At 70.0% G+C, this 24,961-nt stretch carries 23 protein-coding genes and 1 tRNA gene; 14 read left to right on the forward strand and 10 right to left on the reverse strand.

The genetic code is table 11. The annotated features are described in order from the left end of the window. The first annotated feature begins 11 nt into the window (after positions 1-11). Entirely contained in the window at positions 12-1,265 is a 1,254-nt protein-coding gene (locus LY12_RS18780; protein ID WP_253858556.1) for an MFS transporter, read from the forward strand. An 89-nt stretch (positions 1,266-1,354) separates the two neighbouring features. On the opposite strand, the gene rfbA is transcribed toward LY12_RS18780, so the two are convergent. From rfbA to LY12_RS18805, 5 genes are all read right to left on the reverse strand, one after another. Next, positions 1,355-2,236 carry a glucose-1-phosphate thymidylyltransferase RfbA gene (rfbA, locus tag LY12_RS18785; protein WP_253858558.1) on the reverse strand — a complete coding sequence of 294 codons (882 nt, stop codon included), beginning with the start codon at positions 2,234-2,236 and terminating at the stop codon, positions 1,355-1,357. Positions 2,237-2,360: 124 nt separating this feature from the next. Next, positions 2,361-3,515 carry a sialidase family protein gene (locus tag LY12_RS18790; protein WP_253858915.1) on the reverse strand — a complete coding sequence of 385 codons (1,155 nt, stop codon included), beginning with the start codon at positions 3,513-3,515 and terminating at the stop codon, positions 2,361-2,363. A gap of 399 nt (positions 3,516-3,914) precedes the next feature. Further along, positions 3,915-4,406, reverse strand: coding sequence for a YajQ family cyclic di-GMP-binding protein (locus LY12_RS18795; protein ID WP_253858560.1), 492 nt, complete (start codon positions 4,404-4,406; stop codon positions 3,915-3,917). Between the two features lie 139 nt (positions 4,407-4,545). Further along, positions 4,546-5,784, reverse strand: coding sequence for an MFS transporter (locus LY12_RS18800; protein WP_253858562.1), 1,239 nt, complete (start codon positions 5,782-5,784; stop codon positions 4,546-4,548). Positions 5,785-5,854: 70 nt separating this feature from the next. Further along, positions 5,855-7,105 (reverse strand): FAD-dependent oxidoreductase, encoded by a 1,251-nt coding sequence (locus LY12_RS18805; RefSeq protein WP_253858564.1) that lies wholly within the window; start codon positions 7,103-7,105, stop codon positions 5,855-5,857. Between the two features lie 161 nt (positions 7,106-7,266). Between LY12_RS18805 and LY12_RS18810 the strand changes: the two genes are divergently transcribed. The 4 genes from LY12_RS18810 (at position 7,267) to LY12_RS18825 (ending at position 10,038) form a co-directional block, all read left to right on the forward strand. Further along, the gene (locus tag LY12_RS18810; protein ID WP_253858567.1) at positions 7,267-8,157 is read left to right on the forward strand and encodes a LysR family transcriptional regulator; all 891 of its coding nucleotides are present in this window, start codon (positions 7,267-7,269) and stop codon (positions 8,155-8,157) included. Between the two features lie 160 nt (positions 8,158-8,317). Further along, positions 8,318-8,399 (forward strand) — tRNA-Tyr (locus LY12_RS18815). 215 nt (positions 8,400-8,614) lie between these two features. After that, positions 8,615-9,394, forward strand: coding sequence for an aminotransferase class IV family protein (locus tag LY12_RS18820; protein WP_253858569.1), 780 nt, complete (start codon positions 8,615-8,617; stop codon positions 9,392-9,394). Positions 9,395-9,498: 104 nt separating this feature from the next. After that, positions 9,499-10,038, forward strand: coding sequence for a pyridoxamine 5'-phosphate oxidase family protein (locus tag LY12_RS18825; RefSeq protein ID WP_253858570.1), 540 nt, complete (start codon positions 9,499-9,501; stop codon positions 10,036-10,038). Positions 10,039-10,198: 160 nt separating this feature from the next. Here LY12_RS18825 and LY12_RS18830 read toward each other — a convergent pair whose 3' ends face one another. Further along, positions 10,199-10,858 (reverse strand): HNH endonuclease family protein, encoded by a 660-nt coding sequence (locus tag LY12_RS18830; RefSeq protein WP_253858573.1) that lies wholly within the window; start codon positions 10,856-10,858, stop codon positions 10,199-10,201. 356 nt (positions 10,859-11,214) lie between these two features. On the opposite strand from LY12_RS18830, the gene LY12_RS18835 reads away from it, so the two are divergent. The 3 genes from LY12_RS18835 (at position 11,215) to LY12_RS18845 (ending at position 13,463) form a co-directional block, all read left to right on the forward strand. After that, complete coding sequence (locus LY12_RS18835) at positions 11,215-12,066, forward strand: helix-turn-helix transcriptional regulator (protein ID WP_253858575.1); 852 nt, start codon at positions 11,215-11,217, stop codon at positions 12,064-12,066. Positions 12,067-12,145: 79 nt separating this feature from the next. Further along, a complete protein-coding gene (locus tag LY12_RS18840; protein WP_253858578.1) occupies positions 12,146-12,973 on the forward strand; it encodes a glucose 1-dehydrogenase in 828 nt (275 codons plus the stop codon). A gap of 118 nt (positions 12,974-13,091) precedes the next feature. Next, positions 13,092-13,463, forward strand: a complete 372-nt coding sequence (locus LY12_RS18845) for an iron chaperone (protein ID WP_253858579.1) — start codon at positions 13,092-13,094, stop codon at positions 13,461-13,463. A 41-nt stretch (positions 13,464-13,504) separates the two neighbouring features. On the opposite strand, the gene LY12_RS18850 is transcribed toward LY12_RS18845, so the two are convergent. Beyond that, positions 13,505-14,164 carry a TetR/AcrR family transcriptional regulator gene (locus LY12_RS18850; RefSeq protein ID WP_253858582.1) on the reverse strand — a complete coding sequence of 220 codons (660 nt, stop codon included), beginning with the start codon at positions 14,162-14,164 and terminating at the stop codon, positions 13,505-13,507. A 522-nt stretch (positions 14,165-14,686) separates the two neighbouring features. Between LY12_RS18850 and LY12_RS18855 the strand changes: the two genes are divergently transcribed. The 6 genes from LY12_RS18855 to fdhA all read left to right on the forward strand — a co-directional run bounded on the left by LY12_RS18855 (position 14,687) and on the right by fdhA (position 21,005). Beyond that, positions 14,687-15,190 carry a hypothetical protein gene (locus LY12_RS18855; RefSeq protein WP_253858585.1) on the forward strand — a complete coding sequence of 168 codons (504 nt, stop codon included), beginning with the start codon at positions 14,687-14,689 and terminating at the stop codon, positions 15,188-15,190. After that, entirely contained in the window at positions 15,187-16,488 is a 1,302-nt protein-coding gene (locus tag LY12_RS18860; protein ID WP_253858587.1) for an MSCRAMM family protein, read from the forward strand. Before LY12_RS18855 ends, LY12_RS18860 begins: the two co-directional genes overlap by 4 nt. 163 nt (positions 16,489-16,651) lie before the next feature. Next, positions 16,652-17,407 carry an SDR family oxidoreductase gene (locus LY12_RS18865; protein WP_253858589.1) on the forward strand — a complete coding sequence of 252 codons (756 nt, stop codon included), beginning with the start codon at positions 16,652-16,654 and terminating at the stop codon, positions 17,405-17,407. A 20-nt stretch (positions 17,408-17,427) separates the two neighbouring features. Beyond that, positions 17,428-18,285 carry a LysR family transcriptional regulator gene (locus LY12_RS18870; protein ID WP_253858592.1) on the forward strand — a complete coding sequence of 286 codons (858 nt, stop codon included), beginning with the start codon at positions 17,428-17,430 and terminating at the stop codon, positions 18,283-18,285. 90 nt (positions 18,286-18,375) lie between these two features. Further along, positions 18,376-19,566, forward strand: coding sequence for an MFS transporter (locus LY12_RS18875; protein WP_253858595.1), 1,191 nt, complete (start codon positions 18,376-18,378; stop codon positions 19,564-19,566). Positions 19,567-19,787: 221 nt separating this feature from the next. Further along, positions 19,788-21,005 (forward strand): formaldehyde dehydrogenase, glutathione-independent, encoded by a 1,218-nt coding sequence (fdhA, locus tag LY12_RS18880; RefSeq protein ID WP_301302818.1) that lies wholly within the window; start codon positions 19,788-19,790, stop codon positions 21,003-21,005. A 167-nt stretch (positions 21,006-21,172) separates the two neighbouring features. Here fdhA and LY12_RS18885 read toward each other — a convergent pair whose 3' ends face one another. From LY12_RS18885 to LY12_RS18895, 3 genes are all read right to left on the reverse strand, one after another. Beyond that, a complete protein-coding gene (locus LY12_RS18885; RefSeq protein WP_253858599.1) occupies positions 21,173-21,658 on the reverse strand; it encodes a DUF309 domain-containing protein in 486 nt (161 codons plus the stop codon). A gap of 133 nt (positions 21,659-21,791) precedes the next feature. Beyond that, the gene (gene ctaD / locus LY12_RS18890) at positions 21,792-23,543 is read right to left on the reverse strand and encodes an aa3-type cytochrome oxidase subunit I (RefSeq protein WP_443678890.1); all 1,752 of its coding nucleotides are present in this window, start codon (positions 23,541-23,543) and stop codon (positions 21,792-21,794) included. A gap of 289 nt (positions 23,544-23,832) precedes the next feature. Beyond that, on the reverse strand, positions 23,833-24,885 hold the full coding sequence (locus tag LY12_RS18895; RefSeq protein ID WP_253858604.1) for a GNAT family N-acetyltransferase: 1,053 nt from the start codon (positions 24,883-24,885) through the stop codon (positions 23,833-23,835). Positions 24,886-24,961: the final 76 nt, after the last annotated feature.

Consider the following 24,961-nt stretch of genomic DNA (forward strand, 5'->3'; position numbering starts at 1 on the left):
ACGATGGGGGCATGCCTTCCTCCGAATCCACCACGTCCGGTGCAGCGATGTCCCACGTCGGCGCGTCCGGTGCTGCCGCGTCGGGTGTTGTTGCGTCCGGTGGTCCGGCGGCTTCGTGGGCCTCGTTCGCGCGCACGCTCGTGACCTTGGTGAGCAGCGCTGTCGTCGGCGTGGGGCAGGCCTACGCGGTGATCCCGTTGCTTCCCGCCATTGCCGGGGACTTCGGTACGTCGACGTCCGCCGCGACCTGGATGGTGACCGCGTTCAGCCTGTCGTTCGCCGTGAGTTTCCTGGCGGCCGGACCGTTGGCCGACCGGTTCGGGCCGCGCAGGGTGATCCTGTCCGGACTCGCTGCCGTGGCTGTGACGACGGTTGCCGTGCCGTTGGCGTCGTCGCTGGCCACCGGGGTTGCGCTGCGGTGCGTGCAAGGCGCGGCGGCCGCGATGCTCGTGCCGACCGGCTTCGCGTACGTCACGTCGCAGCTCGACCCGGCGCGGCGCCCCGTGGCGTTCAGCGCGCTGAGCAGCGCGGGGCTGGCGTCGGCCGTGGTGCTGCAGGTGGTCGCGCAGGCGCTCGCGCCGCTGGGATGGCGGACCGTGTTCCTGGTCTCGGGCGCTGCCCTGGGTGTCGTCCTGGTGGTGGCGGTGCGGCTGCTGCGGCCCGACGACCACGGCTCCGCGAGCCGCGCCGACTCCGTGTTCGCCGCTGTGGCGGCCGTGCCACGGCTGCTGGCTCGGCCGCGACTGCTCGGCCTGTACCTGGCGACCGCCGCGCTGCTCGGCGGATTCGTCGTCGTCTACACCGCCATCGAACTGGCGGGTCCCGCCGCCGTCGACAGCACCGGCGCGATGCTCGCCCTGCGGGCGAGCGCACTGCCCGCGGTGATCGCTGCGCCGGTGCTGACCCGTCTCACCGCGAGCCTGCCGCTCCGGCTACGCGCGACGGGGTTTCTCGGGTCTGCCGCCGTCGCCGCACTGGCACTGCCTGTCGCGGCGGGTGACGTGGTGGCGTTGGCTGCGGTGCTGCTCGTGTTCGTGGGCGCGATCGCGCTCGCGTCACCGGCGGTCGTCGGGCTGATCCACGCACGCGCGGGCGGAGCGATCGGAGCGTCGACCGCGCTGTACTCGGCGTCGCTGTTCCTCGGAGCCAGCGTGGGGCCGCAGGTCGTTGCCGCGCTGGACGAGTTCACGCCGACACTGCTCGCCACGGCCGGAATCCTCGCCGCGGCTACGGTTCTGGTGTGGGTGTCGACGCGCGGCGACTGACCCGCCCGGTTGTGTCGCGTGCCCCGGAATTCGCAACACGGCCCCCGGAGGGCGCAACACGGCCACGGTGGCCCGGGTGCGCCGAATCGTCAGCCGGTGGCGCCCGCCGCCTTCGCGATGTCCATGACGTAGTCGCCGTAGCCGCTCTTGGCGAGTTTCACGCCGAGCCGGTGGCACTCGTCGGCGTCTATGTAGCCCATCCGGAGCGCGACCTCTTCGAGGCACGCGATGCGCACCCCGGTGCGGTGCTCCAGCACCTGCACGAACTGGCCGGCTTCGAGGAGTGAGTCGTGCGTGCCCGTGTCCAGCCACGCGAACCCGCGCGAGAACTCGACGAGCCGGGCGCGGCCTTCGCGCAGGTACGTCAGGTTGACGTCGGTGATCTCCAGTTCGCCACGCGCCGACGGCTTCAGCCCCCGCGCGATGTCGACGACCTGGTTGTCGTAGAGGTACAGCCCGGTGATCGCCTTGTTCGACCGCGGCGCGGCGGGTTTCTCCTCGATGGACAGCAGCGTGCCGTCCGGGGCGATCTCGCCGACGCCGTAGCGCTGCGGGTCCTTGACGGGGTAGCCGAACAGTACGCAGCCGTCGAGCCCGGCGGCCTCGGTCTGCAGCGTTCGTGAGAAGCCCTGGCCGTAGAAGATGTTGTCGCCGAGGATCAGCGCCACGTCGTCGCCCGCGACGAAGTCCGCGCCGATGACGAACGCCTCGGCCAGGCCGTTCGGTGCGGCCTGTTCGGCGTAGGAGAGTTCGATGCCGAACTGGCTGCCGTCGCCGAGGAGACGCTGGAAGTTCGGCAGGTCCGAGGGCGTCGAGATGATCAGGATCTCGCGGATGCCGGCCAGCATCAGCACCGAGATCGGGTAGTAGATCATCGGCTTGTCGTAGACGGGCAGGAGCTGCTTCGACACGGCCTGTGTGATCGGGTGCAGCCGTGTCCCGCTGCCACCCGCCAGCACGATGCCCTTCATCGCCCGCCCTTCATGCCGTGTCCATCGTGGGGCCCAGTTCGTCGTGAGGCCAGTCCGTCGTCAGGCCCAGTCCGTCGGGCTCAGTGTCCGGCGGACTCAGCCTTCCGGGGGATCAGGGTACCGGCTAGCGGGACGGGCCGGTGCCGAAGAAGATCCGACAGCCGTCGGCGGTGCGGTCCGCGGTGGCCTGCAGCACGGTGTCCCCGCCGTCGACCGGCAGCAGTGACGGGCTGTAGTTCGGGCACGGGTCGTCGACCGGGTCGGCGACCTCGACCGGCGCAGGCACCTCGTACCACTCACCGGAACCGGGGTCGTCGTTGGCAAGGATCGTCTTGCCGTTGCCCGCGTTCGGGGTGCCGTCGGCGTCGGCGTAGATCTGGCCGATGAGCAGCATCCGGGTGCCGTTCGGGCCGCCGGGGAACGGCGAGATCGTGGGCGAGTGCCGGAAGTGGCGGCCTTCGGGCGTGGCGACCTGCGTGCCCGGATCGGTCGGATCGCCGAAGTCCTCGCCGTCGTCGGAGATCTTGAAGTACGGATCGCAGAACCGCTCGCCGAAGTTGCAGATCTCGTAGCTGAAGTAGTGCCGCCCGTCGGGGAGCCTCGCCGTGATGGGCATGCCGGGGCGCACCTCCCACGGCGGGATCGTGAGCGTGTGGGCCGGGTCGCTCCAGTCGACGAGGTTGTCCGACGACCTGCGCGTGAGGAACTGGTCGAACTCGCCGCCGCCGCGTTCGTCGGCGTAGTGCATCTGCAGCGTGCCGGAGTCGTCGACGTCGAACTCCGGCTCCCACACGCCGGGCGGGCCGTAGGACGTCACCGGTTCGCCCGCGAAGTCCCAGGAACGGCCGGTGTCGGTGCTCGCCCAGATGCGGATGCCGATCCGGCGGGTGTCGCGCGGCGCCTTCTGCCGGTAGCTGGCCGCCCACAGCAGCGTGCCCTTCGGGTACTGGCCGATGCTTCGAGGCAGTTCGTACAGCGTGCCGCAGCACATGCCGCTGCCGTAGCGGCCCTCGGGGTCACGGACCTCGCCGACCTGGTGGAAGCTGCGGCCCTCGTCGGTGCTCTCGTAGACCGGCGCGTAGAAGCCGGCCTCGTCGGTGCTGGTCATCGTCGCGAGGATGCGGCCGTTGTGGTCGAGGTGGCCGTGCTGGGTGCGGATCAGCCGTGGGTAGGAGCCGTAGTCCTCGTGCAGCAGTTGCCGGTCGGCGCTCTGGGCCACGGCGGGTGTCGGCGTCAGGCACAGCAGCACGGCCGCGGTGACGGCGAACGCGCGGCGCAGCAGGGAGCGGGTTCGCGGAGTGCGGTGCCGCGGGTGCGGACCGCCGGTCGGTGCAGTGTCGACGGGACTGCCAGCGGGACGGCTCGTCGACGGAGTGCCCGGCCGGGTGTACGACGCGCCGGCGGTGCGGCCGGCAGGGCGGCTGGTCGGCGGATGGACGTGCACGGAAAACCCCCGGTCTCCGACGGCGACCGGGGGATTCAAACACGATCAGGTGATGAATGGTGAGTGGTTCACGATCTTTTCACCGGGGCGGCAGAGCATTGTCCTTCGTCCGGGGTCCCGCACCGGGGTGGTCGTGGCGCGCCGAGCGTGAGGGTGGGCGCGGCGTGGGGATCTCCGAACGACCCCGGCGACGTCGGTGGCCGCCGGGGCCATCCGCCCACACGCGACCGGGCGTCACCGGTAGTTCATGAACTGCAACGCGATGCCGAAGTCCTTCTCCTTCAGCAGCGTGATCACGTCCTGCAGGTGGTCCTTCTTCTTGCCCGACACGCGCAGCTGGTCGCCCTGGATCTGCGCCTGCACACCCTTCGGGCCCTCGTCCCGGATGTACTTCGAGATCTGCTTCGCCTTGTCCTGGTCGATGCCCTCGACGATCGAACCGGACACCTTGTACGCCTTGCCCGACACCGCGGGCTCGCCCGCGTCGAACGCCTTCATCGACACGCCACGCTTGACCAGCTTCTCCTTGAAGACGTCGACCGCGGCCTTCACGCGCTCCTCGGTCTCGGCCTCCACCACGATGGCGTTGTCACCCGACCACGCCACCGACGCGCCCGTGCCCCGGAAGTCGAACCGCGTCGACAGCTCCTTGGCCGCCTGATTCACCGCGTTGTCCACCTCCTGGCGGTCGACCTTGCTCACCACGTCGAACGACGGATCCGCCACGCCTGAAGCACCTCGCTGTCTGATTCCGGGGGTCATCGGATGCGGCCGCCGACACGGCCGCATCCGGTAAGCGTAGCCACCGGGTACCCGGGTGCGGGGATGCTGGTGACGCGGTCGGGACTTCGGGCCGGGTATCTGTTCACGCCGCGTTCGAACGAGCAGCGGGCGTCTCGACCGCGTTGCGCGGCCGGTCGTCTCGCACGCACAGCATGACCGCTGCGCCGATGAGCGGCCCGACAGCCAGCGTGACGAACGCGGCGTAGAACGAGTCCGTGACTTGGAAGACGGGACCGACCACGGCAGGAACTGCGACACTGCCCAGCTGCCAGAAGGCGTTGACCACGCCGGCCGCCGAGCCGGTGAGGTGTTGTCCCACGAGGGTCGGTGTCATGGCGGCGGTCAGTGGACTGTATGCGTACGCCGTGAGTCCGAGGACGGGCGCGACCCAGAGGAACGCGGTGTAGCTGTCCAATGTGCCGAACACCAGCAGCGTGGCTCCGAACGCGGCCAGGATGATCGCGATCGGGATTCGCCTGCCGGTTCCGAGCCGATCGGTGACGATCCCGACCAACGGTTTCACCGCGATCGCCACGCCGGCGAAGATCACCACCACCACGCCCGCGTCCACGGGGTCGATGCCGTTGCCCCTCACCATCAGGGTGTTGGACCACGTGATGAAGCCGTAGGTGCCCCACAGGCCGCCGAACCCGGCGAGCCCGAGAAACAACAGATCGCGGTTGCGCCGCAGGGGGCGTACGTCGGGGACCGCCCGCCGTGCCGGGGTTTCGCTCGTGCCGTCGTGCTGTCCATTTCGGATGAAGGCGAGGCAGAGGATCGCGATGACGATCGTCACCGCGCCGAACAGGTGATACGAGGTCTCCCAGCCCGAGTTCACGATGAGACCGGGAACCACGGCGTTGGCGACGACCGTGCCGAGCGACGTCGCCGTCATGAACACGCCCGCGGCGAAACCCCGTGCTTCCGGCCGGAACCAGGCGGCGACGAGCTTGAGACCCGCGGAGAAGTCGGCCCCCGCGAACAGGCCGAGTGCAGCCTGGATCGCCAGTCCCACCCCGATCGAGGTCGTCGAGCCGAACAACATCATCAGGCCACCGGCGACCAGCGACGTCACCCCCAGCGTCAGTCGCCCGCCGAGCCAGTCACTGCAGAAACCGCCTGCGGCGTTGGCCACGACGTAGCCGATGTAGTAGCACGTCGCGAAGATGCCCAATGCGGCGAGCGGGACGTTCAGCGAGTCGCTCACCGCGGCCGAGGCGGGACCCCACGTCGACCGGTCCACAGAGGTCATGGTGAAGGCCGCCCAGCACAGCAGCAGAACGACCCAACGGTACGGGGAGTCGTGATTCGAGCGCATCATCGATTCTCCAGACTTCCTTGTCATGGGGATGGAACAGCGCGAAGGTCGGGGGACTCCGCGCCGAGGTCGGTCAGACGAGCGCGTCCTGACGACGCAGCTCGGCGCGGATTCGGGCGAGGTCGTGCCGTTCCCCCTGGCTGTACTGTGCGGCAGCGACACCGGCGGCATGTCCCGTCGCGAACGCGGTGCCCATCACCCGAACCGAAGCGTATGCCTCGTCGTCGGAACTGGTCAGCCTGCCGACCGCCCACAGGTTGTCGGTTTCTCGCGCTCGGATCGCGCCGTAGGGGATGTCGTACCAGCCGCGACCGTCGATCGGCCGGTAGTTCGTGACGCCCGGCCCCGAGTGGTCCTCGATCGGCCAGCCACAACGACCGATCGAATCCTGCGGGCGCTTGACCGCCCCCAGCACGTCGCTCTCGCTCAGCCGGCAGTGTCCGTCCAGCCGCCGGCTTTCGCGAATGCCCAGTTGTGGCCCGGTCTCCACGAGGTAGGCCTGCGCCCACCCGGACAGGTGCTTGCGCAACGCGTCCAGGTACAACCACGCCTGTCGTCGTGCGCTGGCCTCGTCCCTGCTGATCGCGGCCGCGTCGAGCGCGTCGACCTGCTCGTCGACGAGCAGCGCGATGACGTCCCTGCTGACGGGCAGGTGCACGGCGATGCCGTAGTCACGCGCCAGCGACACCCCCGTCTCGCGGCTGTAGGCGGCGACCGCGGAACGCAGGCCTTCCCGCGACAGATCAGCATCCTGGGCGACGCCACCGAATCGGCACACCAGAGTGCTCGTCTGCCTGCGTTCGAGGGGGACGACGCGGGTGGGGACGTCCGCACACGACAGCAGCGCGCCGTCCCCGCTGGCGTCCACGAACGCGTCGGCGGTGATGCGCTCGCGGCCACCGCGGTGATGCACCTCGACCTCGGTGATGTCGTCCTCGCGACGGGTCGCGTCGATCAGCCGGCTGTGCAGCCGCACATCCACGCCCTCGTCAGCGAGCAACTCGTCGCAGACGATCTTCGTGGATTCGAGATCGAGCAGCACGATGCGGTTTCCCGTCCACCCCATCGTCTTCTCTTCGTAGACGCCCCGCGCACGGAGGCGTTCCAGCACGTCCTGGCCGATGCCGGCGACCACTTGCGTGCCGCGTTGGTCGTAGAAGCCGCAGAAGGTGAGCACCGAGCTGATCGTCGCCGCGCCGCCCAGGTAGGGATACTGCTCGATCAGCCGGACGCGCGCCCCTGCCCGCGCCGCACCGGCGGCCGCGGCGACGCCACCCGCACCACCGCCGATAACAACGACGTCAAAATGCTCGACCTCTGCCACCGTGCTCCTCCCGTCCGCCGGGGTCGTCGATAACCTCCGACCTGCTGTCTCGACACATTTGACGCCGCGCCGGTGGCAATATCCAATACCGCTTGAACAGGATGGGTATAACCAGAAGTTATCGACTTCGCCCGTACGGAATGCCGACGCCGGGAGGCACGGTGGAACTCAGGCAGCTGCGTTACTTCACGGCGGTGTTCGCCGAACGGTCGCTCTCCCGGGCAGCGGAGCGGCTGCTCATCTCGCAGCCCGCGCTGACGAGGCAACTGCGGCAGCTGGAGCAGGAACTCGGCGCCACCCTGTTCGAACGCGTCCACACCGGGGTGCGCCCCACCTTGGCCGGCAGTGCACTGCACGAACACGCGCTGCAGACCCTGAGTATGGCCGACGCCTGCCGCCGGGTCGCGCAATCCGCGGGCCCTGCACGGGAAGTGGTTCGTGTCGGTCTCCCGCCGGGGTTGCCTCCCGGCTGGGTGCAGCGGGTGCTGGCCGAAACCCGGCGCCGCGTCCCGCTGGCGGAACTCGCGTTCACCGACGCGAGCAGTACCGCTCAGCTGCGCATGGTCCGCGAAGGGCACTTGGACATCGGATTGATCCACCAGACTCCACCGTCGAGCCTGCAGCACAGGGAGCTCTTCGCGGATCCGTTCGGGTTGGCCGTCCGGCCGGGTCACGCACTGCGCGGCCCGGCCGGCTGCCGCCTCGCCGACCTCGACGGGATGCGCGTACTCGCGCATGCTCGTGACCAGGTACCGGCCGAACACGACCGGCTGGTCGCCGCCGCACACGACCTCGGCATCGCTCCGGAGTGGCACTTCGCCCATTTCAGCGAGAACGCGTTGGCCTGCGCGCTGGCCGCCGACGCAACCGCGGTACTGCTCACCGAGGCGAGCGCCGCCCGGCTGCTCCCCGAATGGTCATGGCTGCAGCTGACCGACCCGCCCTTCCTGATGCGCACCTGGCTCGTGCGTCACCAGACGACCAGGTCGATCGTCATGGACATCAGCGAAGTCATGAGCGACACCGAACGTCATGGGCCGGAGGTTGCCTGATCGCGGGACTCGGCCGACCCGCGCGCTGCCTGATTCCGGGTAGTCGGATGCGGCCGCCGACACGGCCGTCACGGCTGAGCGGAGCCACCGGGTACCCGGGTGCGGGCGCGCCTGCCGTGGGCGGTACGCTGTCGTCTTGCCGGACACGGAGCCGGCACCCGGCGGGTTGCCCGAGCGGCCAAAGGGAGCTGACTGTAAATCAGCCGGCACTGCCTTCGGGGGTTCGAATCCCTCACCCGCCACTCGCGTCGACGAGCGGGGCCTGTTCACGGAATGCGTGAACCGCGGCCCCGCTCGTCGTGTTTTGTGGGGGCGCAGCCCCCACGCCCCCTGCCCGGCGGGCTTCGCCCCCGGACCCCCGTTCGTGCCAGGTAGGCGTAGTTCGGGGCGGTCCCCGGACCCCCATCGGACGTGGTCGCACGCGCGTCGACATGTCGGCCGGTGGGAGTCTGTGGGCATGGAACTGAACGGCGTCCCCGCGACGATTGAGCAGGTCAAAGCCCTCGCGCTCACCAACTACGGACACTTCACGTCGATGCTCGTGGGCGACGGCGGCGTGCGCGGGTTCTCGCTGCACCTGCAACGTCTGACGCGGGACTGTCGGAAGCTCTTCGGCGCGGAACTCGACACCGAGCGGGTGCGCGAGTACGTCCGCCACGCGCTGCAGGGCCTCGACCAGCCGGTGACCGTGCGCGTCACGATCTACGACCCGGAGATGGGCCTGGGCACGATCGGCGCGGAGGCCCAGCCGCAGGTGCTCGTTACCACGCGCGAGGCGTCGTTGGCCGAGCCGCCGCCGTGGCGCCTGCAGGCGGCGTCCTACCGGCGTGAGTTTCCCGCGGTGAAGCACGTCGGCCTGTTCGGCGCGATGCACCAGCGGCGCCGGGCGCAGCGCGAGGGCTACGACGACGTGCTGTTCCTGAACCCCGACGGCACGATCTCGGAGATCGCGACCTCGAACGTCGGGTTCATCCGTGACGGTCAGGTCATCTGGCCGCGGTCGGAGTGGCTGCCGGGCACGACGATGACGCTGATCAACCAGGCGCTCGACGAGCCCATCTCGACCGAGCCGCTGACGCTGTCGGACCTGCCGTCGATGGAGGCGGCCTTCGCGACGAACGCGGCAACCGGCATTCGCCCCGTGGCTGCCGTCGACGCGACGGAGTGGACGACCGAGCACACGATGTTGCAACAACTGCGCGAGGTCTACGAGGCGATTCCCGCCGAAACCGTGTGATCGCCCGGTCGCGGACGGGTGGCGTCTTCCCTGCGTCAGCCGTGCGAGGGGATGAGTAGTGGCGGCGGTTCAACACTGTCGGTGGCACCTGGTCAACTAGCCGAGTGTTCGAAACTCCCGACGAGATCCGCAACCTCCAAGCCCTGCTCGACACGTCCTGGGCCGGCTCCAGCGGCCACCTCAAATCGATCATCCGGCAAGGTGAACACACCTTGGACGCCGAGCAGGTCGTCCGACTCTGCCAAGGTATGTGCACCCTGGCCATCGCCACTGTCACCCGGCGCGGCGAGCCACGCATCAGCGGCGCCGACGGGCACTTCGTGCACGGCCGCTGGATCACCGGCACCCACCGCCAGGCCGCGAAAGCCCGTCATCTCGCGGAGCGGCCCGGCATCAGCGCGACCTTCATGAAGGGCGAGCAACTCGGCATTTTCACGCATGGACACGCCGTTCCGCTGAACCCCGAAGGAGCGAGCAGCGACCCGACCTGGCCGACCGTCCGCGACCATCTCGTCAACCACTACGACGGCGACGGCGACGACCCGTTCTGGGACGAGAGCATCTGGTATCGCATCGATCCCAGCTGGATGGTCGCTTACAGCTCCGACCCTGTCGCGCTGCTCGACCAACAGCCACCACCCTGAAGGCTGGGCAGTGTCCGCGCCGCCTTCAGAAGAGTGTCCACTCCCGGCGGTCACCGCTGTGGTGAGCGTTCCGGCGCGTTTGTGCACGTCGTGGGCGGCACTGGCTCACTCGCAGTCTTTCCCGCACGCGGCAGTCACGACGTCTCACCGCGCGGCACGGTCACCCGCAGTGGTCCAGGATTCCCCGGATCGCTTCGGCTTCGTCCCTGTCGACCGTGAGTTCGTAGTTCTGCTTGATCTGCACCCACTTGGTCACATAACCGCAGCGGTCCTCGTCCGGCAGCCACGTCGCCGGGTCCTGATCGCCCTTCGACCGGTTCGACGACGCCGTCACGGGCACCAGGACGTCGGGATCGTTGGCGTACTCCTCACGCTGCTGCTCGGACCAGTCGCGGGCGCCGGAACGGGCGACCTCGGCGAGCGGCACCCAGTGGTCGACGTCCAATTCGGACGGATCGGTGACGGTTTCGCCGTCGTAGATGCTGGTCCATTCCCCGGAAACGTCGCAGTCGTCGCCGACCGTGATGCTGCGGCCCCGCTCCCGAAGGGCGGCGTCTCGCGCGTCGCAACCGTCGCCGACCGAACTCCAGTGCGGCCAGTCGTCGCGGTCGTAATGGGCGCCCGTGTCTTCCGGCGCGACCGTCAGTTCGGACAGATTCGCCGTCCCCGTCCCCGTCCCCGTCCCCGTCGCCGTGCTGCCGTCGTCACCGCCGAGATCGAAGCCGCCGAGATCGAAGCCGCCGGACAGGTAATAACCGCCCACGGCCAACACCGCGACGACGGCGGTCACGAGGGCTTTGGTGCGGGTGCGCGTGCTCATCGGCAACCTTTCGGCGGGACGTGGAACGTTCGGAGAAACCCCGGCGATGATCATCCGACATGCGTGCCCCCTCGAGGCACAGGGGGAGTGAGGTCGGCATGAGCAGGTCGCCGAGTCCGTTGCACACCTCGGCGCCGTCGTCGAACCGCTCCGGGGCACGGGCACAGCGCGCCGACGAGGACCTCGACGGGTTTGACCCTGCAGTGCGGCCACGGCGCGAAAGCGGCAGCCGGGTGCGGACCCCGCCGCGATGCCGACACCGGCCGGTCGCGCCCAGTGCCGCGGTCACCCGCGATCCGCGTCACGACCGCCCACGACTCGGCCCTCCTCACGGACCCGCGTTGTTACCGTTGCTCATGACCAGCGCCTCTCCGGCCGGCCGCCGGGAACAGCTCCGCGACTTCCTCCGTACCTGCCGGGCGCGGCTCACACCCGGTGACGTCGGCATCGTGACGGCGGGCAGGCGCAGGACTCCCGGGCTTCGGCGCGAAGAGGTCGCTTCACTCGCCGGGGTCGGCGTGTCCTGGTACACGTGGCTCGAACAGGGCCGCGACATCAACGCCTCCGCCGACGTGCTCGACGCGGTCAGCCGCGCGCTGCGCCTCACCGAACCCGAACGCGCACACCTCTACCTGCTGGCCGGACTCAATCCACCGGCCGACACCGCCGGGGTGCGCGACTCCCGCGACTCCGGGGTCACCGCGGAACTGCGGAACCTGCTCGACGCGTGGTCGCCGCGGCCCGCGATCCTGCGGGACCGCGCCTGGAACCTGCTCGCCATCAACGACGCGACGCGGACCGTGTTCGGCTACGACGACACCGACCACAACTGCCTCGTCTCGTTCTTCACCAACGCGCGCTACCGCAACATGCACGCACACTGGGAATCCGTCGCGCCGGCGGTCGTCGCCGCCTTCCGTGCCGACGCGGCACATTTCCCCGACGACCCGGGCTTCGGCCGCATCGTCGACGAACTCGCGGCCGCCAGCGCCGACTTCGCCGAACTGTGGGCCCGCCACGAGGTGGGCGCGCCAGTACAGGCGATCAAAGCGGTGTACCACCCCGACGTCGGCGACCTGATCTTCGACACGACCACGCTCGTCGTGGCCGACTGCCCGGCCTGGTACCTGGAGCTCTACAACCCCCGCCCCGGCACCGGAACCGACGAGCCGCTGGCGCGGCTCCTGGGATCACCCGCACCTGCCTGAGATGCCCGAGGGTGGTGTTGCCGGTCCCACGTTGAGTGCGCACTGGTTGCCCCACGTCCCGGCGCGAAAACTCGAAGCCATGACACCCAACGCCGCTGCACACAGCACCCCTGGCAAGACCGCACCTGCACATCACAGCACGACGCACCACGGCGCCCGACGATTCGGCGACACGGTCGCACTCGTCACCGGCGGTACGAGCGGCATGGGCCTCGCCACGGCGCGACAACTGCTCGCCGAGGGAGCGCGGGTGGTTGTGACCGGACGCGACCGGGCTCGGCTGGAGGCCGCCGTCGCCGAACTCGACGGGGGCGACCGCGTGCTCGGTGTCCGCGGCGACGTGTCGAACCTGGCCGACCTCGACGAGCTGATCACCGAGATCCGGAACCGGTACGGCCGGCTCGACGTGCTCTTCGCCAACGCCGGGGTGGCCTCGTTCCAGCCGAACCAGGACATCACCGAGGCCGACTTCGACCGCACCGTGGACATCAACTTCAAGGGGATGTTCTTCACCATCCAGAAGGCCCTTCCGCTGCTGTCCCGGCACGCTTCGGTGGTGATCAACGCGTCGTGGACGCTGCACCGCGGCATGGCGGGCGGGTCGCTCTACGCGGCGACCAAGGCAGCCGTGCACAACCTGGCGCACACGCTCGCGGCCGAACTGGGGCCGACGGGCATCCGGGTCAACTCGGTGAGCCCCGGCTACATCGAGACACCGATGTTCCACGAGAACGTCGACGTCGACGCGCACACCGCCGTGGTCGACTCGATCGCCGCTGGGCGTCTCGGCACGGCCGAGGACGTCGCCGAGGCGGTCGCCTTCCTGGCGTCCCCGGGAGCCTCCTACATCAACGGGCAGGACCTGGTCATCGACGGGGGCCTGGTCGCAGCCGCATCCGGTGGCTGAACGGCGTTCCGGTGACCGGAGTCGCGGACGTGACCAGACCGTCCGCGACTCCACGGCCGAGCCCGGCGTTCGACGTCGGGTCCTGCGCGCTCGCGCGGCGGCGTCGTAGGCTGCTCGGATGGCACGGGCACAGAGCATCGACGAGTATCTCGACGGGTTCGACCCTGCGGTGCGCCAACGGCTCGAAGCGGTACGCGAACTCGCGCGGCGGGCCGCTCCCGACGCGGCCGAAGCCGTGAAATGGGGCCAGCCCGCGTGGGTGCACGCCTCCGGCACGATCCTGTTCATGCTCAGCGGTCACGCCAAGCACATCAACGTCGTGTTCACCCCGAGCACGCGCGAGGCGTTCGACGCCGAACTCGGCGACTTCAACCCCGGCAAGGGCTCGGTCAAGATCGCCCACCCGCAGGACATCCCCGAGAACCTGCTCCGCCGCATGATCGGCCACCGCATCCGCGAACACGAACGCGACGGCGTCAACTGGATGTGACGGCTGCAGGGCCCGCGCCAGGTGCCCGCGAACGCGGAGGCTCAGCTCGCGGGTGCCCGCCACAGCCCGACGATCGCGTCGATGAGACCCGTCGCCGCGGCGGACCAGGTGTCGCGATGCGTCGGTGTCCCCAGTGCCAGCGCGCGCTCCCTGTCGGCAGCCATGTGCATCATCAGGTGTTTCGTGATGTCGGAACGCTCGGCACGCACCTCCGGAGTCAGGTGCGACACGCACCGGTGCAGCCCTCGCAACGCCGTCGCCATCGCCGGATCCGCGCGGAACCGGCTGTCCAGGATCGGATGCAACCTCGGATCGGTCACCAGCTGGGCGTTGAACCGCGCGAACCACGTCGGCCTGCCCAGCTCCGCGAGGTGGTCGGTCACCGGCAGCACGATGCACGCCACCCAGTCCCGCAGTTCGGGATCGTCGCCGACCTGCGTCACGTAGTCGGCGCGGCGGCGGGCGAGCGCAGCCTGGTGCCGTTCGACCAGAGCCGTGATCAGGTCGTTCTTCGTGCCGAAGTGGTAATGGACGGCCGCGTTGTTCCCCTGCCCCGCGGCTTCGCTGATCTGCCGGTTCGACACGTTGTAGACGCCGCGCTCGGCGAAGAGCCGCTCCGCCGTGACGAGAATGATCTCGCGCGTCGATCCCGTGGTGGGCGGCTGCCCCGCTTGCCCGGCCGCGCTGTCCGACGTCGTCACCCGTGGCCCCCTCACCGTGGCTGCCCGTGTGGCTTTCTCCGGCGTCCCGCGCTGCCCCGCACCTGGCACGGACGCCACTTTCCCACGTTACTCCAGGTCAACGGCGCTTGTTACGAATCGTGACGGGACCTGAGAAGTGATGGCCCCTGTGGGTGAGTTGCCGGTGTCCGAATTCCACCGGTCGACTGTGTGTAGCGCGACGTCCGCGCGTGTCACGCGCCCGTGTCGGATCGGTGTCGGTTCGGTGAGAATCCGCCGCCGCCCCAGGTTGCGGCAGTATTAGCAGGTGAGCGCCCACCCTCTCACTCCGGCGAGCGCCGCCTCCGGAGCGTGTGCGCCCCGTGGCGAACAGTTGCTTCCGACGCTGTCAGGGTGGTAAATACCGGTACTCGCGTCACTCATCCGGTGGAATTAGTGCATGTTGCAGGCCGGGCACGGGTGTCCGGGCCCGTCTCCGCCCGGTGTCACCGCGTGGCCGGGTCGGCATGCGGGCGTAAGCCGGGACGACCTGTGGAGGAACGTGTGAGGTTGTGGAAGCGGCGCTCCGCCGCGGCCGAGTCGCAGCAGGGGGACACCCCGCCGAGCGCTCCGCCCGGCGACGCGGACCGCGACGTCCCCACGGCGTTCCGGCCCGCCCCCGCCGTCGACAGCCACGCGCCCGTCGAGCCCGCTCCCGCCCAGCCCTCGCACGCCGGTCCGGCGACGGGCCACACATCGGTCCCGGCCCGCACGGTGCGCGGCCGCGTGCTCCGGGCCGACGCTGCCGCGCCGCACGCCGGACAGCCGCCCCAGCCCGGACACACACTGCCCTCCGTCACCACCGTCACCGCCTACCGCCGGGACGGTGCCGTCGCGGGCAGCTCCGTGAGCGAGGACGGTGCCTACATGCTCGACGGGCTGCCCGCCGAACCGCTCACCCTCGTCGCCGTCGAACATCCCGCGGTGCACGAGGAGGTCGTCGTCCGCGCGGGCGATCAGCGATACGACATCACACTGCCCGCCTTCCCGAGGGGGGATTCCTGGTGAGCACGCGAGGCGAGTCCCCGCAGTGGCCGCAGGAGGAGCCGCCGAACGGTTTCGGCGCAGGCGCCGTCGGCATCAACGGTGTCAACGGATCCGGTGTCAACGGCTGGGGCGTTAACGGGACCAGCGTGACCGGGGCGGACGCGAACGGCGAGTCGAGCACCCGCACGGGCGGCACCGGCGGCCGGGCCCGCGGCGCCGGATCGGATTCCGGCACCGTCGATGACGTCGGTGCCTTCGGCGGTCGTGGTGGTTTCGGCGAGGCCGGTGCCTTCGGAGAGCGCGGTGAGCTCGGCGAGCGCGGCCCTGTCGACGACCCCGACGACGTCGGTGACCTCGGCGGCAGCGGTCCCTCCGGTGAGCAGGGGGCCGGTGGCGAGTCCGTGGCCGGTTCGGACGGCATGGTCCGCGATTTCGGCAGCATCAGCGGCCTCCGCGGCATGCGCGCGAGAGCGCTGGGCGGGCAGCAGCCGACCACGGTGCTGTCCGGGGTCGTGCAGGGTGGGCAGCGTCCGCTGCCGGACGTCACGGTGACCGTCACCGACCGCACCGGTTCGCAGTGCGCGCGGGCTACCACGGACGCCAGCGGCGTGTTCCACGTGTCCGGCCTCGAACCCGGCAGCTACGTGCTGGTGTTCGCGCGCGCCGGATACCGTCCACAAGCGACCGTCGTGCCCCCGGGGCCGATGCCGTCGCGCCTCGACATCACGCTCGAACCGACGTCCGGCATCGGCGGCACGGTGCGGGAACGCATCGCGGGCAGGCCGATCCCCGGCGCCACCGTCACCGCCATCGGTGCTGCGGGCGAGGTCATCGCGAGCACCGTGTCCGGGCAGGACGGTGCCTACCACCTCGCGGGCGTCGACGCCCCGCAGATCACGCTCGTCGCCGCGGCACCCCTGGCCGATCCGGTCGCGACGGTCGTCGCGCTCGACGAAGGCTCGGTCACCGACGCACACCTGGAACTGGAGCTGCGCGGAGCCCTCACCGGCGTCGTCACCTCGGGCGGCTGGCCGCTGTCCGGCGTGCGGCTGCTGCTGCGCGGTGCCGACGGCGCGATCGTCAGCTCGACCGTCACCGACGACGGAGGCCGCTACCGGTTCGGAGCCGTCGTCCCCGGCAGCTACACCGTGACGACCGCACCGGCGCCGCCGTGCGTGCAGACGATCGGTCCGAACGCGACCCTTGCCGACCTGCGGCTGGGTGCGGCGCCCACCGAAGGGGCCGGGGGCGATCACGGCTCTGGCCCGGCCACCGAAGTGTTCGCGGCCGTGCCGCCGCAGCCGCACCGCGGAGCCTGATCTCCCGGGCGAGAACGGCAGGAACCGTCGAGAGAACCGCAGGCCGGCCGCGGGTATCCGCGCCACTTGTGCCGCCACGCGAATCGCGTGTTTCCCCTCGCCGTCGCGGCGCTCCTAGCGTCGGTCGTGTCATACCGGCGAACCGACGTGAGGGAGTCACACCATGGCCGAAACGGACCTGCGCGACAAGGTGGTCGTACTCGGAGGCGGCGCGAAGAACCTGGGAGGACTGCTCGCCAGGCAGCTCGGGGAGCGGGGCGCGAACGTCGTCGTCCACTACCACAGCGACGCGTCCGCACCCGACGCCGACAAGACCGCCGACGACGTCAGGGCGGCCGGCGGCGAAGCCGTGACCGTGCAGGGCGACCTGACCCGCGTGGCCGACGTGCGCGCGGTGTTCGACGCCGCCGTGGACGGCTTCGGGCGCGTCGACGTGGCCGTGAACACCACGGGCATGGTGCTGCGCAAACCCATCCTCGAGACCACGGAGGAGGAGTACGACCGGATGTTCGCCGTCAACTCCAAGGCGGCGTACTTCTTCATCCAGGAGGCGGGCCGCAGGCTCAGCGACAACGGCAAGATCATCAGCCTCGGGACGTCGCTGCTCGCCGCCTTCACCGACGGCTACTCGACCTACGCGGGCGGCAAGGCGCCGCTGGAACACTTCACCCGCGCCGCGGCCAAGGAGTTCGCCGACCGCGGCATCTCCGTCAACGTCGTGGCGCCGGGTCCGATGGACACGCCGTTCTTCTACCCACAGGAGACGCCGGAGCGGGTCGAGTTCCACAAGTCACAGGCGATGGGCAACCAGCTCACCCAGATCGAGGACATCGCGCCGATCATCCTGTTCCTGGCCACCGACGGCTGGTGGTTCACTGGCCAGACGATGTTCCCGAACGGCGGCTACACCACCCGCTGATCACTGCGAAAGGCTGACGCGTGGGTCTGGACCTGTACAAGCTCGACCACCTCGTCGCCGTGGCCGAGGAGGGCAGCTTCACGCGCGCGGCCGCGCGGCTGCACATGTCGCAGCAGGCGTTGTCCACATCGGTCCGTTCGCTGGAACGTCAGGTGGGCGTCGACCTGATGGCCCGCGGCTCCTCGGGTGTGACGTTGCTGCCCGCGGGGGAGGCGCTGCTGGCCGACGCGCGCGTGCTGCACGGTGTCGCGCGGTCGGCCGTGCAGCGGGCACGCCGCATCGGCCGCGGCGAGCGCGAAACGCTGCGCATCGGGCACACGCCCGCCGTCACCGGCGACGAGGTGACAGCGCTGCTGCCCGCCGCGGGCCACGACACCCGCGTCAACCAGCGGTATCCGGACGAACTCACCCGCGAGCTGCTGTCCGGGGAGCTGGACCTCGGGCTGTGCCGCGCGATGCCGCCCGCCCGCGGCCTGGCCCGCACGCTCGTGGTGCGGCAGCGACTCCACGTGGCCGTGGCCGAAGCGCACCCGCTCGCCGCTCGCACCCAGGTGCAGCTCTCCGACCTCGCCGAGCAGGAGATCATCGTCTGGGGCGAGCCGGGGCGCTCCGGATACACGGATCTGCTCGTCGGCCTGTGCCGAGGGGCGGGGTTCGAGCCGCACACGCGCCGCAACCCGGTGCAGGGCACGCCACCGGTCACCGCCGTCGCCGGTACGGACGGCGTCGCATTCGTCACCGCCGCACCGGGACCCGCCGCGGGCGGTGGGGTGCGGGTGCTGGAACTCGTGCCGCCTGCTCGCGTCCCGCTGCACGCGCTGTGGCCGCAGCACACGGCCTCGGACGCCAGGGACGCGTTCCTCGAGTCGGTCAGCTGATCGCGGCGGCGCCCGCCCCGTCCGGGCCGTGGCGGGCGCCGCATACTGAGGCCGCCATGGGCTCGACACGATCATGAGCAGGGGGCCTCGATGACGGGGGAGCAGGGCGGCGCCGCACGTTGGTACCCGCACCTGTGGGCGGGCACGCTACTGACCCAGGCCGCCTACAACGCCGCCCGCATGCTGGTGTCCTACCGCGTGCTCGAACTCGGCGGTGACGGCACGGCGCTCGGCGTGATCACGGCCCTGTTCGCGCTGCTCCCACTCGTCGTCGCGGTGCCGGTCGGCAGGGCGGTCGACAACGGCCATCCCGCGGGTGTGCTGCGAGCCGGCGTCGCCGCGACCGTCGCGGCACTGCTCGTGCTGGCCCTCAGCGGCGACCTCGTCGCACTGGCGGCAGGCAACATCCTCCTCGGATTCGCGCAGATCCTCGTCACGGTCGCCGGGCAGGGCTTCATCCCGCTGCTGTCGGACGCACGTGACATCGACCGCCGCTTCGCCGGTTGGGCCCTCGCCACGTCCATCGGCCAGACGGCCGGACTCCCCGTCGCGGGCCTCGTGACGTCGGCGAGCAGCGGCCACGGCGGCGTGTCGACCACCGCGGGACTGCTGGCACTCGGGGGCCTGGCTGCGCTTGCGCTGCCGTCGGCGTTGCTGATGCCCGTCGTCGGAGCGCAACGGGCACGCGCCGAACAACGCGGCTCCGCCCAGTCGGTGCCCACGATGCTCGCCACACCGGGCATGCGCCCGGCGATGTTCAGCAGCCTCGTCGTCCTGACGTCCATGGACGTGCTCGCCGCGTTCCTGCCCGTGCTCGGCCACCAGCACGGCTTCGGCGTGCTGACCGTGACCGTGCTGTTGATGCTGCGCACCGGCGCCGCGATCGTCGCGCGCACCTTCCTGCCTGCGCTGTTGCGCGTCGTGCGGCGCAAGTGGATGCTGCTGGCCGCGACGTTGTGTTCCGCCGCCCCGATGGCGCTGATCCCGGTGATCCCCGACCCGGTCGTGATCGGCCTGTTCCTCGTGGTCGTCGGGCTCCTCTGGGGCGTTGGCCAGCCGCTCACGATGAGCTGGGTGGTGAGCCTGGTGACCGAACGCAGCAGGGCCTCGGCGCTGTCACTGCGGCTCACCGGGAACCGGCTCGGCCAGGTGCTCGTGCCGCTCGGCGCGGGCGGCATCGCGGGTGTGGCGGGCGCAGGCTCGGTGTTCCTCGTGACCGCGGCTCTGCTCGGCCTCGCCGGCGGTTTCACGTGGCGGGCGGTGCGCGGCACGAACATGTGACGCCGCCCCGCGTGTCCTGCGCTCAGCCCCGCGTGTTCTGCGCCGGCCACCCCCCGCGGTCGCGCGACCGCGGGGCGTGCGGCAGTGCCGGCGGGCTGCGCCGCGGCGTGGCGGCGTTCGCCGAGCGGTCGATCGCCGGATGGTGTTCACGGTGCCGCGCGACTACGTTGACGTATGCGTGGATACGCATCCAACCGGCCAGCAGACAAAGGGGTTCGCAAATGCCGGACAATCGCGTAGTCGTGTACAAGTCGCCCGGTCAAGTCGCGGTGGAATCGATTGATTACCCGAAGCTGGAATTGCCCGGCGACGTCGTCAACGGACTCGGAATCAAGAAGAAGGCGCCGCACGCGGCGATTCTGAAGATCGTCACGACGAACATCTGCGGCAGTGATCAGCACATGGTGCGAGGGCGCACGACGGCGCCCGTCGGCCAGAGCCTCGGTCACGAAATCACCGGCGAGGTCGTGGAAACCGGCGAGGACGTCCTGTTCGTCAACGAGGGTGACGTCTGCTCGGTGCCGTTCAACATCGCATGCGGCCGGTGTCGTATGTGCAACGAGGGAAAGACCGGAATCTGTCTCAACGTCAATCCGGCGCGGCCCGGCGCGGCCTACGGGTACGTCGACATGGGCGGCTGGATCGGCGGGCAGGCCGAATATGTCATGGTGCCGTTCGCCGATTTCAACCTACTCAAATTCCCGGATCGGGCTCAGGCGCTGGAGAAAATCCTCGACCTGACGATGCTGTCCGATATCTTCCCCACCGGATACCACGGCGCTTACACGGCCGGGGTCACCACCGGGTCGACCGTCTACGTGGCGGGCGCCGGACCCGTCGGCCTGGCCGCCGCGCACGCCGCGCAGCTGCTCGGGGCGTCGGCGGTGATCGTCGGCGACATGATCCCCGAGCGGCTCGAACAGGCGCGGAGCTTCGGATGTGAAACGGTCGACCTGCGCACCGACGCGGCGCTGCCGGACATGATCGAGCAGCTCGTCGGCGAGCCCGAGGTGGACGCCGCCGTTGACGCCGTCGGTTTCGAAGCACGCGGACACGGCAAGGACGCCGGGGAACAGCCCGCGACCGTGCTCAACGACGTGATGGGAATCGCGAGGGCGGGCGCATCGCTCGGCATCCCCGGTCTGTACGTCACCGGTGACCCGGGTGCGGCCGACGAGAACGCGAAGGTCGGCCAGCTCGGCGTCCGGATCGGGCTGGGATGGGCGAAGTCCCATTCGATGACCACCGGCCAGTGCCCGGTCAAGCAGTACAACCGCAAGCTGATGAACATGATCCTCAGCGGCAAGGCCGACATCGCCAAGGCCGTCAACGCCACGACGATCTCGCTCGACGACGCCCCGCAGGGATATCAGGAGTTCGACAGCGGCGTGGCCCGCAAGTTCGTCATCGATCCGCACGGCATGGCCCCCGCGGCCTGACACACCGACCGTGGCGGCCCGTCCAGGCGGGCCGCCACGGCTCGCAAGGGACACCACCGTGTTGTCGTTTCCGGGGCCCGTGTTGCGGATTGCGGGGCCCGTGTTGCGGGTTCCGGGGAGCGTGTTGCGGGTTCCGGGAAACGACAACACGCCGCTACGCGCAGCGGTCAGGGGCGCAGGCGAGGGGCGATCGTCGACGCGTCGGGCGGTTCGGTGCGGGCGGGCATACCGGAGGCGAGCGTGTTCGCCCACTCGCACAGGCCTGCGATGTCGATGCCGTGCGGCGCTTCGCTCGCGAACGGTTCGATCGACTCCGCGCCGCGGGTGAGCAGCGAGGCCGCGCCGGTGAAGTTGCCGCGCGCCGCGTGGGTCAGCCCGACCGCCAGCTGCGCCAACCCGCGCCACAGTCCGCGTTCGGCGTCCGGCCCGGACTTCCAGGCGTCCTCGAACACCTCGTGCGCGTGGAACGGCTTGCCCTCGTCGAGCAGCGCCTGCGCCTCGGTCACCGTGGCCTCCGGCGTGCGCTCCACACCCTCCGGTGCCCGTTCCACACCCGGCGAGCCGTACGGCAACGGCCTGCCGAGGCCGTCGCGCGGGCGCGCATTGCGGGCGTTGCCTTCCGAATCCCTGTCGCGCTGCAGCCGTCCACTCACGCCCCGAGTCTGACACGAATCGCGGACGAGCAGCGGTCGAGGCCACAGGCCCCGTAGTTCCACAGCGCCCGGTAATGCCGCGGCGCCCAGTAGTGACACAGCGCCCGGTAGTGCCACGGCGCCCGTGCCTCGCTCACTCGGGTGGCGTTTCCCGCCGTGGCGATTCCGCCCCCACCGCGTCCGTGGCGTGTTTCGACGCCGGTCGCGGAGAGTGGTCGTGGGGTACGGCCTTGCCGGTGAACGTGATGTGCCCTTCGTCGTGGATGCGTTCCAGCATGTGTGGGTAATGCAGCTCGAACGCCGGCCGTTCGGAGCGGATGCGCGGCAGTTCGTGGAAGTTGTGCCGCGGCGGCGGGGAGGTGGTCGCCCATTCGAGGGAGTTGCCGTGGCCCCACGGGTCGTCGGCCTCGACGGGCTCACCGAAACGCCAGCTGCGCAGCAGGTTCCACACGAACGGCAGCATCGACGCGCCGAGGATGAACGCGCCGATGGTCGACACGGTGTTGAGCGTGGTGAAGCCGTCGCTGGGCAGATAGTCGACATAGCGACGCGGCATGCCCTCCGACCCGAGCCAGTGCTGCACCAGGAACGTCGTGTGGAAACCGACGAACGTCAGCCAGAAGTGCAGCTTGGCCAGCGGTTCGTTCATCATCTTGCCGGTGAACTTCGGGAACCAGAAATAGATGCCCGCGAACGTGGCGAACACGATCGTCCCGAACAGCACGTAGTGGAAGTGGGCGACGACGAAGTAGCTGTCGTGCACGTGGAAGTCGATCGGCGGAGCGGCGAGCAGCACGCCGGTGAGTCCGCCGAGCAAGAACGTCACCATGAAGCCCAGCGACCACAGCATCGGCGATTCGAACGTGATGCGGCCCTTCCACATCGTGCCGATCCAGTTGAAGAACTTCACGCCGGTCGGTACGGCGATCGCGAACGTGAGCAGCGAGAAGAACGGCAACAGCACGGCGCCGGTGGCGAACATGTGGTGGGCCCACACCGCGAACGACAGTGCCGTGATGCCGATCGTCGCCAGCACCATCAGGCGGTAGCCGAACAGGGGTTTCCTGCTGAACACCGGGATGATCTCGGTGACGATGCCGAAGAACGGCAGCGCCACGATATACACCTCGGGATGGCCGAAGAACCAGAACAGGTGCTGGTACAGGATCGCGCCGCCGTTCTCGGGGTCGAACACGTGCGCGCCGAGCATCCGGTCGGCGTACAGGCCCAGCAGCGCCGCGGTCAGGATCGGGAACGCCGCCAGCACCAGGACACTGGTGAACAGGATGTTCCAGGTGAAGATCGGCATCCGCCACATCGTCATGCCGGGCCCGCGCAGGCAGACGATCGTCGTGATCATGTTGACCGCACCGAGGATCGTGCCGAGGCCTGACACGACCAGGCCCATGATCCACAGGTCGCCGCCGATGCCCACGGAGAACTGCGCGCGTGACAGCGGCGCGTAGGCCGTCCAGCCGAAGTCCGCGGAGCCCGCCGGGGTGACGAGTGAGCTCAGCACGATCAACCCGCCGAACAGGAACAGCCAGTACGAGAACGCGTTCAGCCTCGGGAACGCCACATCGGGGGAGCCGATCTGCAGCGGCAGCACCAGGTTGGCGAACGCGAACACCACCGGGGTCGCGTACAGCAGCAGCATGATCGTGCCGTGCATCGTGAACAGCTGGTTGTACTGCTCCGGTGACAGGAACTGCTGCCCGGGACGGGCCAGTTCGCCGCGCATGAGCAGGGCCATCAGGCCACCGATCATGAAGAACGCCAGCGACGTGGCCATGTACATCATGCCGATGACCTTGTGGTCCGTCGTGCGCGCGAGGCCGAGCATGCGCAGCCCGCGTTTACGCGGCGGCGGCTCGTCGCGGGAGATCCGCGTCGGCGTCACCTCGGTCGGGGGCGTTACCGAGTGCGTGGTCACGGTGGCACCTCCACCAGTACCTTCACCTGCGACGGGGGACGGTCCCTTCTCGACCGTAGGTTCGCAGGGCCGTGATCGCAGCGCTTCATCGTCGCCGTGGTCACGGCTGGACGGGGCGGGGCGGGGCGACAGCGCGCCGGCGGGGAGCGGTGGTCCGGAGCAACACGGCTCCCCGCATCCGCAACACGGGCCCCGGAATCCGCAACACGGGCCCCGGAATCGCAGGGCACGCGTGGGGGTGTCAGCCGACGGCGGGTCTCCGGTACCACGAGGTCCACAGCGGCCGGTAGCCGTGGGCGTACCAGAACGGCGTCGAACGCGGGCTCTCCAGGGCGTGGTGCAGCAGCACGGCCTCGATGTCCTCGGAGTCGAACAGCTGGTGGGCGTGAGCCACGAGGGCCGAGCCGACGCCGCTGCTGCGCGCTTCCTCGGCCACGTGCAGCGACGCCAGGTAGCCCACCCGGTCCGCTTGTACGTAGCCGGCGATCCAGTTCGCCTCGGGTGGCAGTTCGACCTCGAGGAACCCCAGCGGCCTGCCGTACAGCTCGGCGATCCACAGCTGAGGTACGGACGTGTCGGCCGCGAGCTGGGCGCGCGCGTCCTCGGTGAGGCGTTCGAGCGCGTCCGAACGCGCGGTGACGACGCCGAACTGGGAGTCGTAGGCGTGCAGTTCGGCGCGCATCCGCGTCAATGTGGGCAGGTCCTGTTCGACGGCCGCGCGGATGCGCACACCCGGCACGGCGGGCGGGCCGGCCCCCAGCCGGTTGGCGGGTCGCACCGCGAGTACGCGGGTGGCCGCGAATCCCCGGCGCAGCAACGCCGTGGCCCCTGTCGTGTCCCTGCTCGGCCGGGTCACCACGGCGGCGCTGTCCCAGCCGTACCCCTCGTCGTAGCTGACGGCCTCCGCGAGCTGGTCCTCCCACCGGCAGAGCAGTCCGTCGACGGCGGTGGCCGGGTCGCTGCCGGTCACCCGCATGTCCAGCCGGTACTCGACCAACGGCCGCCACAGCGACCCCATCGACCCCGGCGGAACCGCCGACCGGGTGGTGAACGCCATGCCGTCGCGAGTCCGCAGGACGGCCGAGGCCGAGGCGGCGGGGTTCGTGAACGCGGGCAGCAGCGGGTCCGTTGCCGCCATTCGCTCCGCGTAGCCGTCGAGGACGGCCGTGTCGCGATCGGCTCCACCGCCGCGGGGCCCGTCCCCGCCACGGTTGGTGTTCGTGTCGTGCATGGTGCCCCTGTCGCGCTTGGCATCGTGGCCGGATCCGGTGTCGCGGGCCTGCTGCGCCTGCATGTCCACCTCCCTGTCACCCGTCGTGTTTCACGGTCGCCGGTTATGGCGTATATCACCGAGTGCACATCATGACATC

It is taken from the genome of Prauserella alba, from assembly GCF_024171735.1.
Classification (GTDB): domain Bacteria; phylum Actinomycetota; class Actinomycetes; order Mycobacteriales; family Pseudonocardiaceae; genus Prauserella; species Prauserella alba.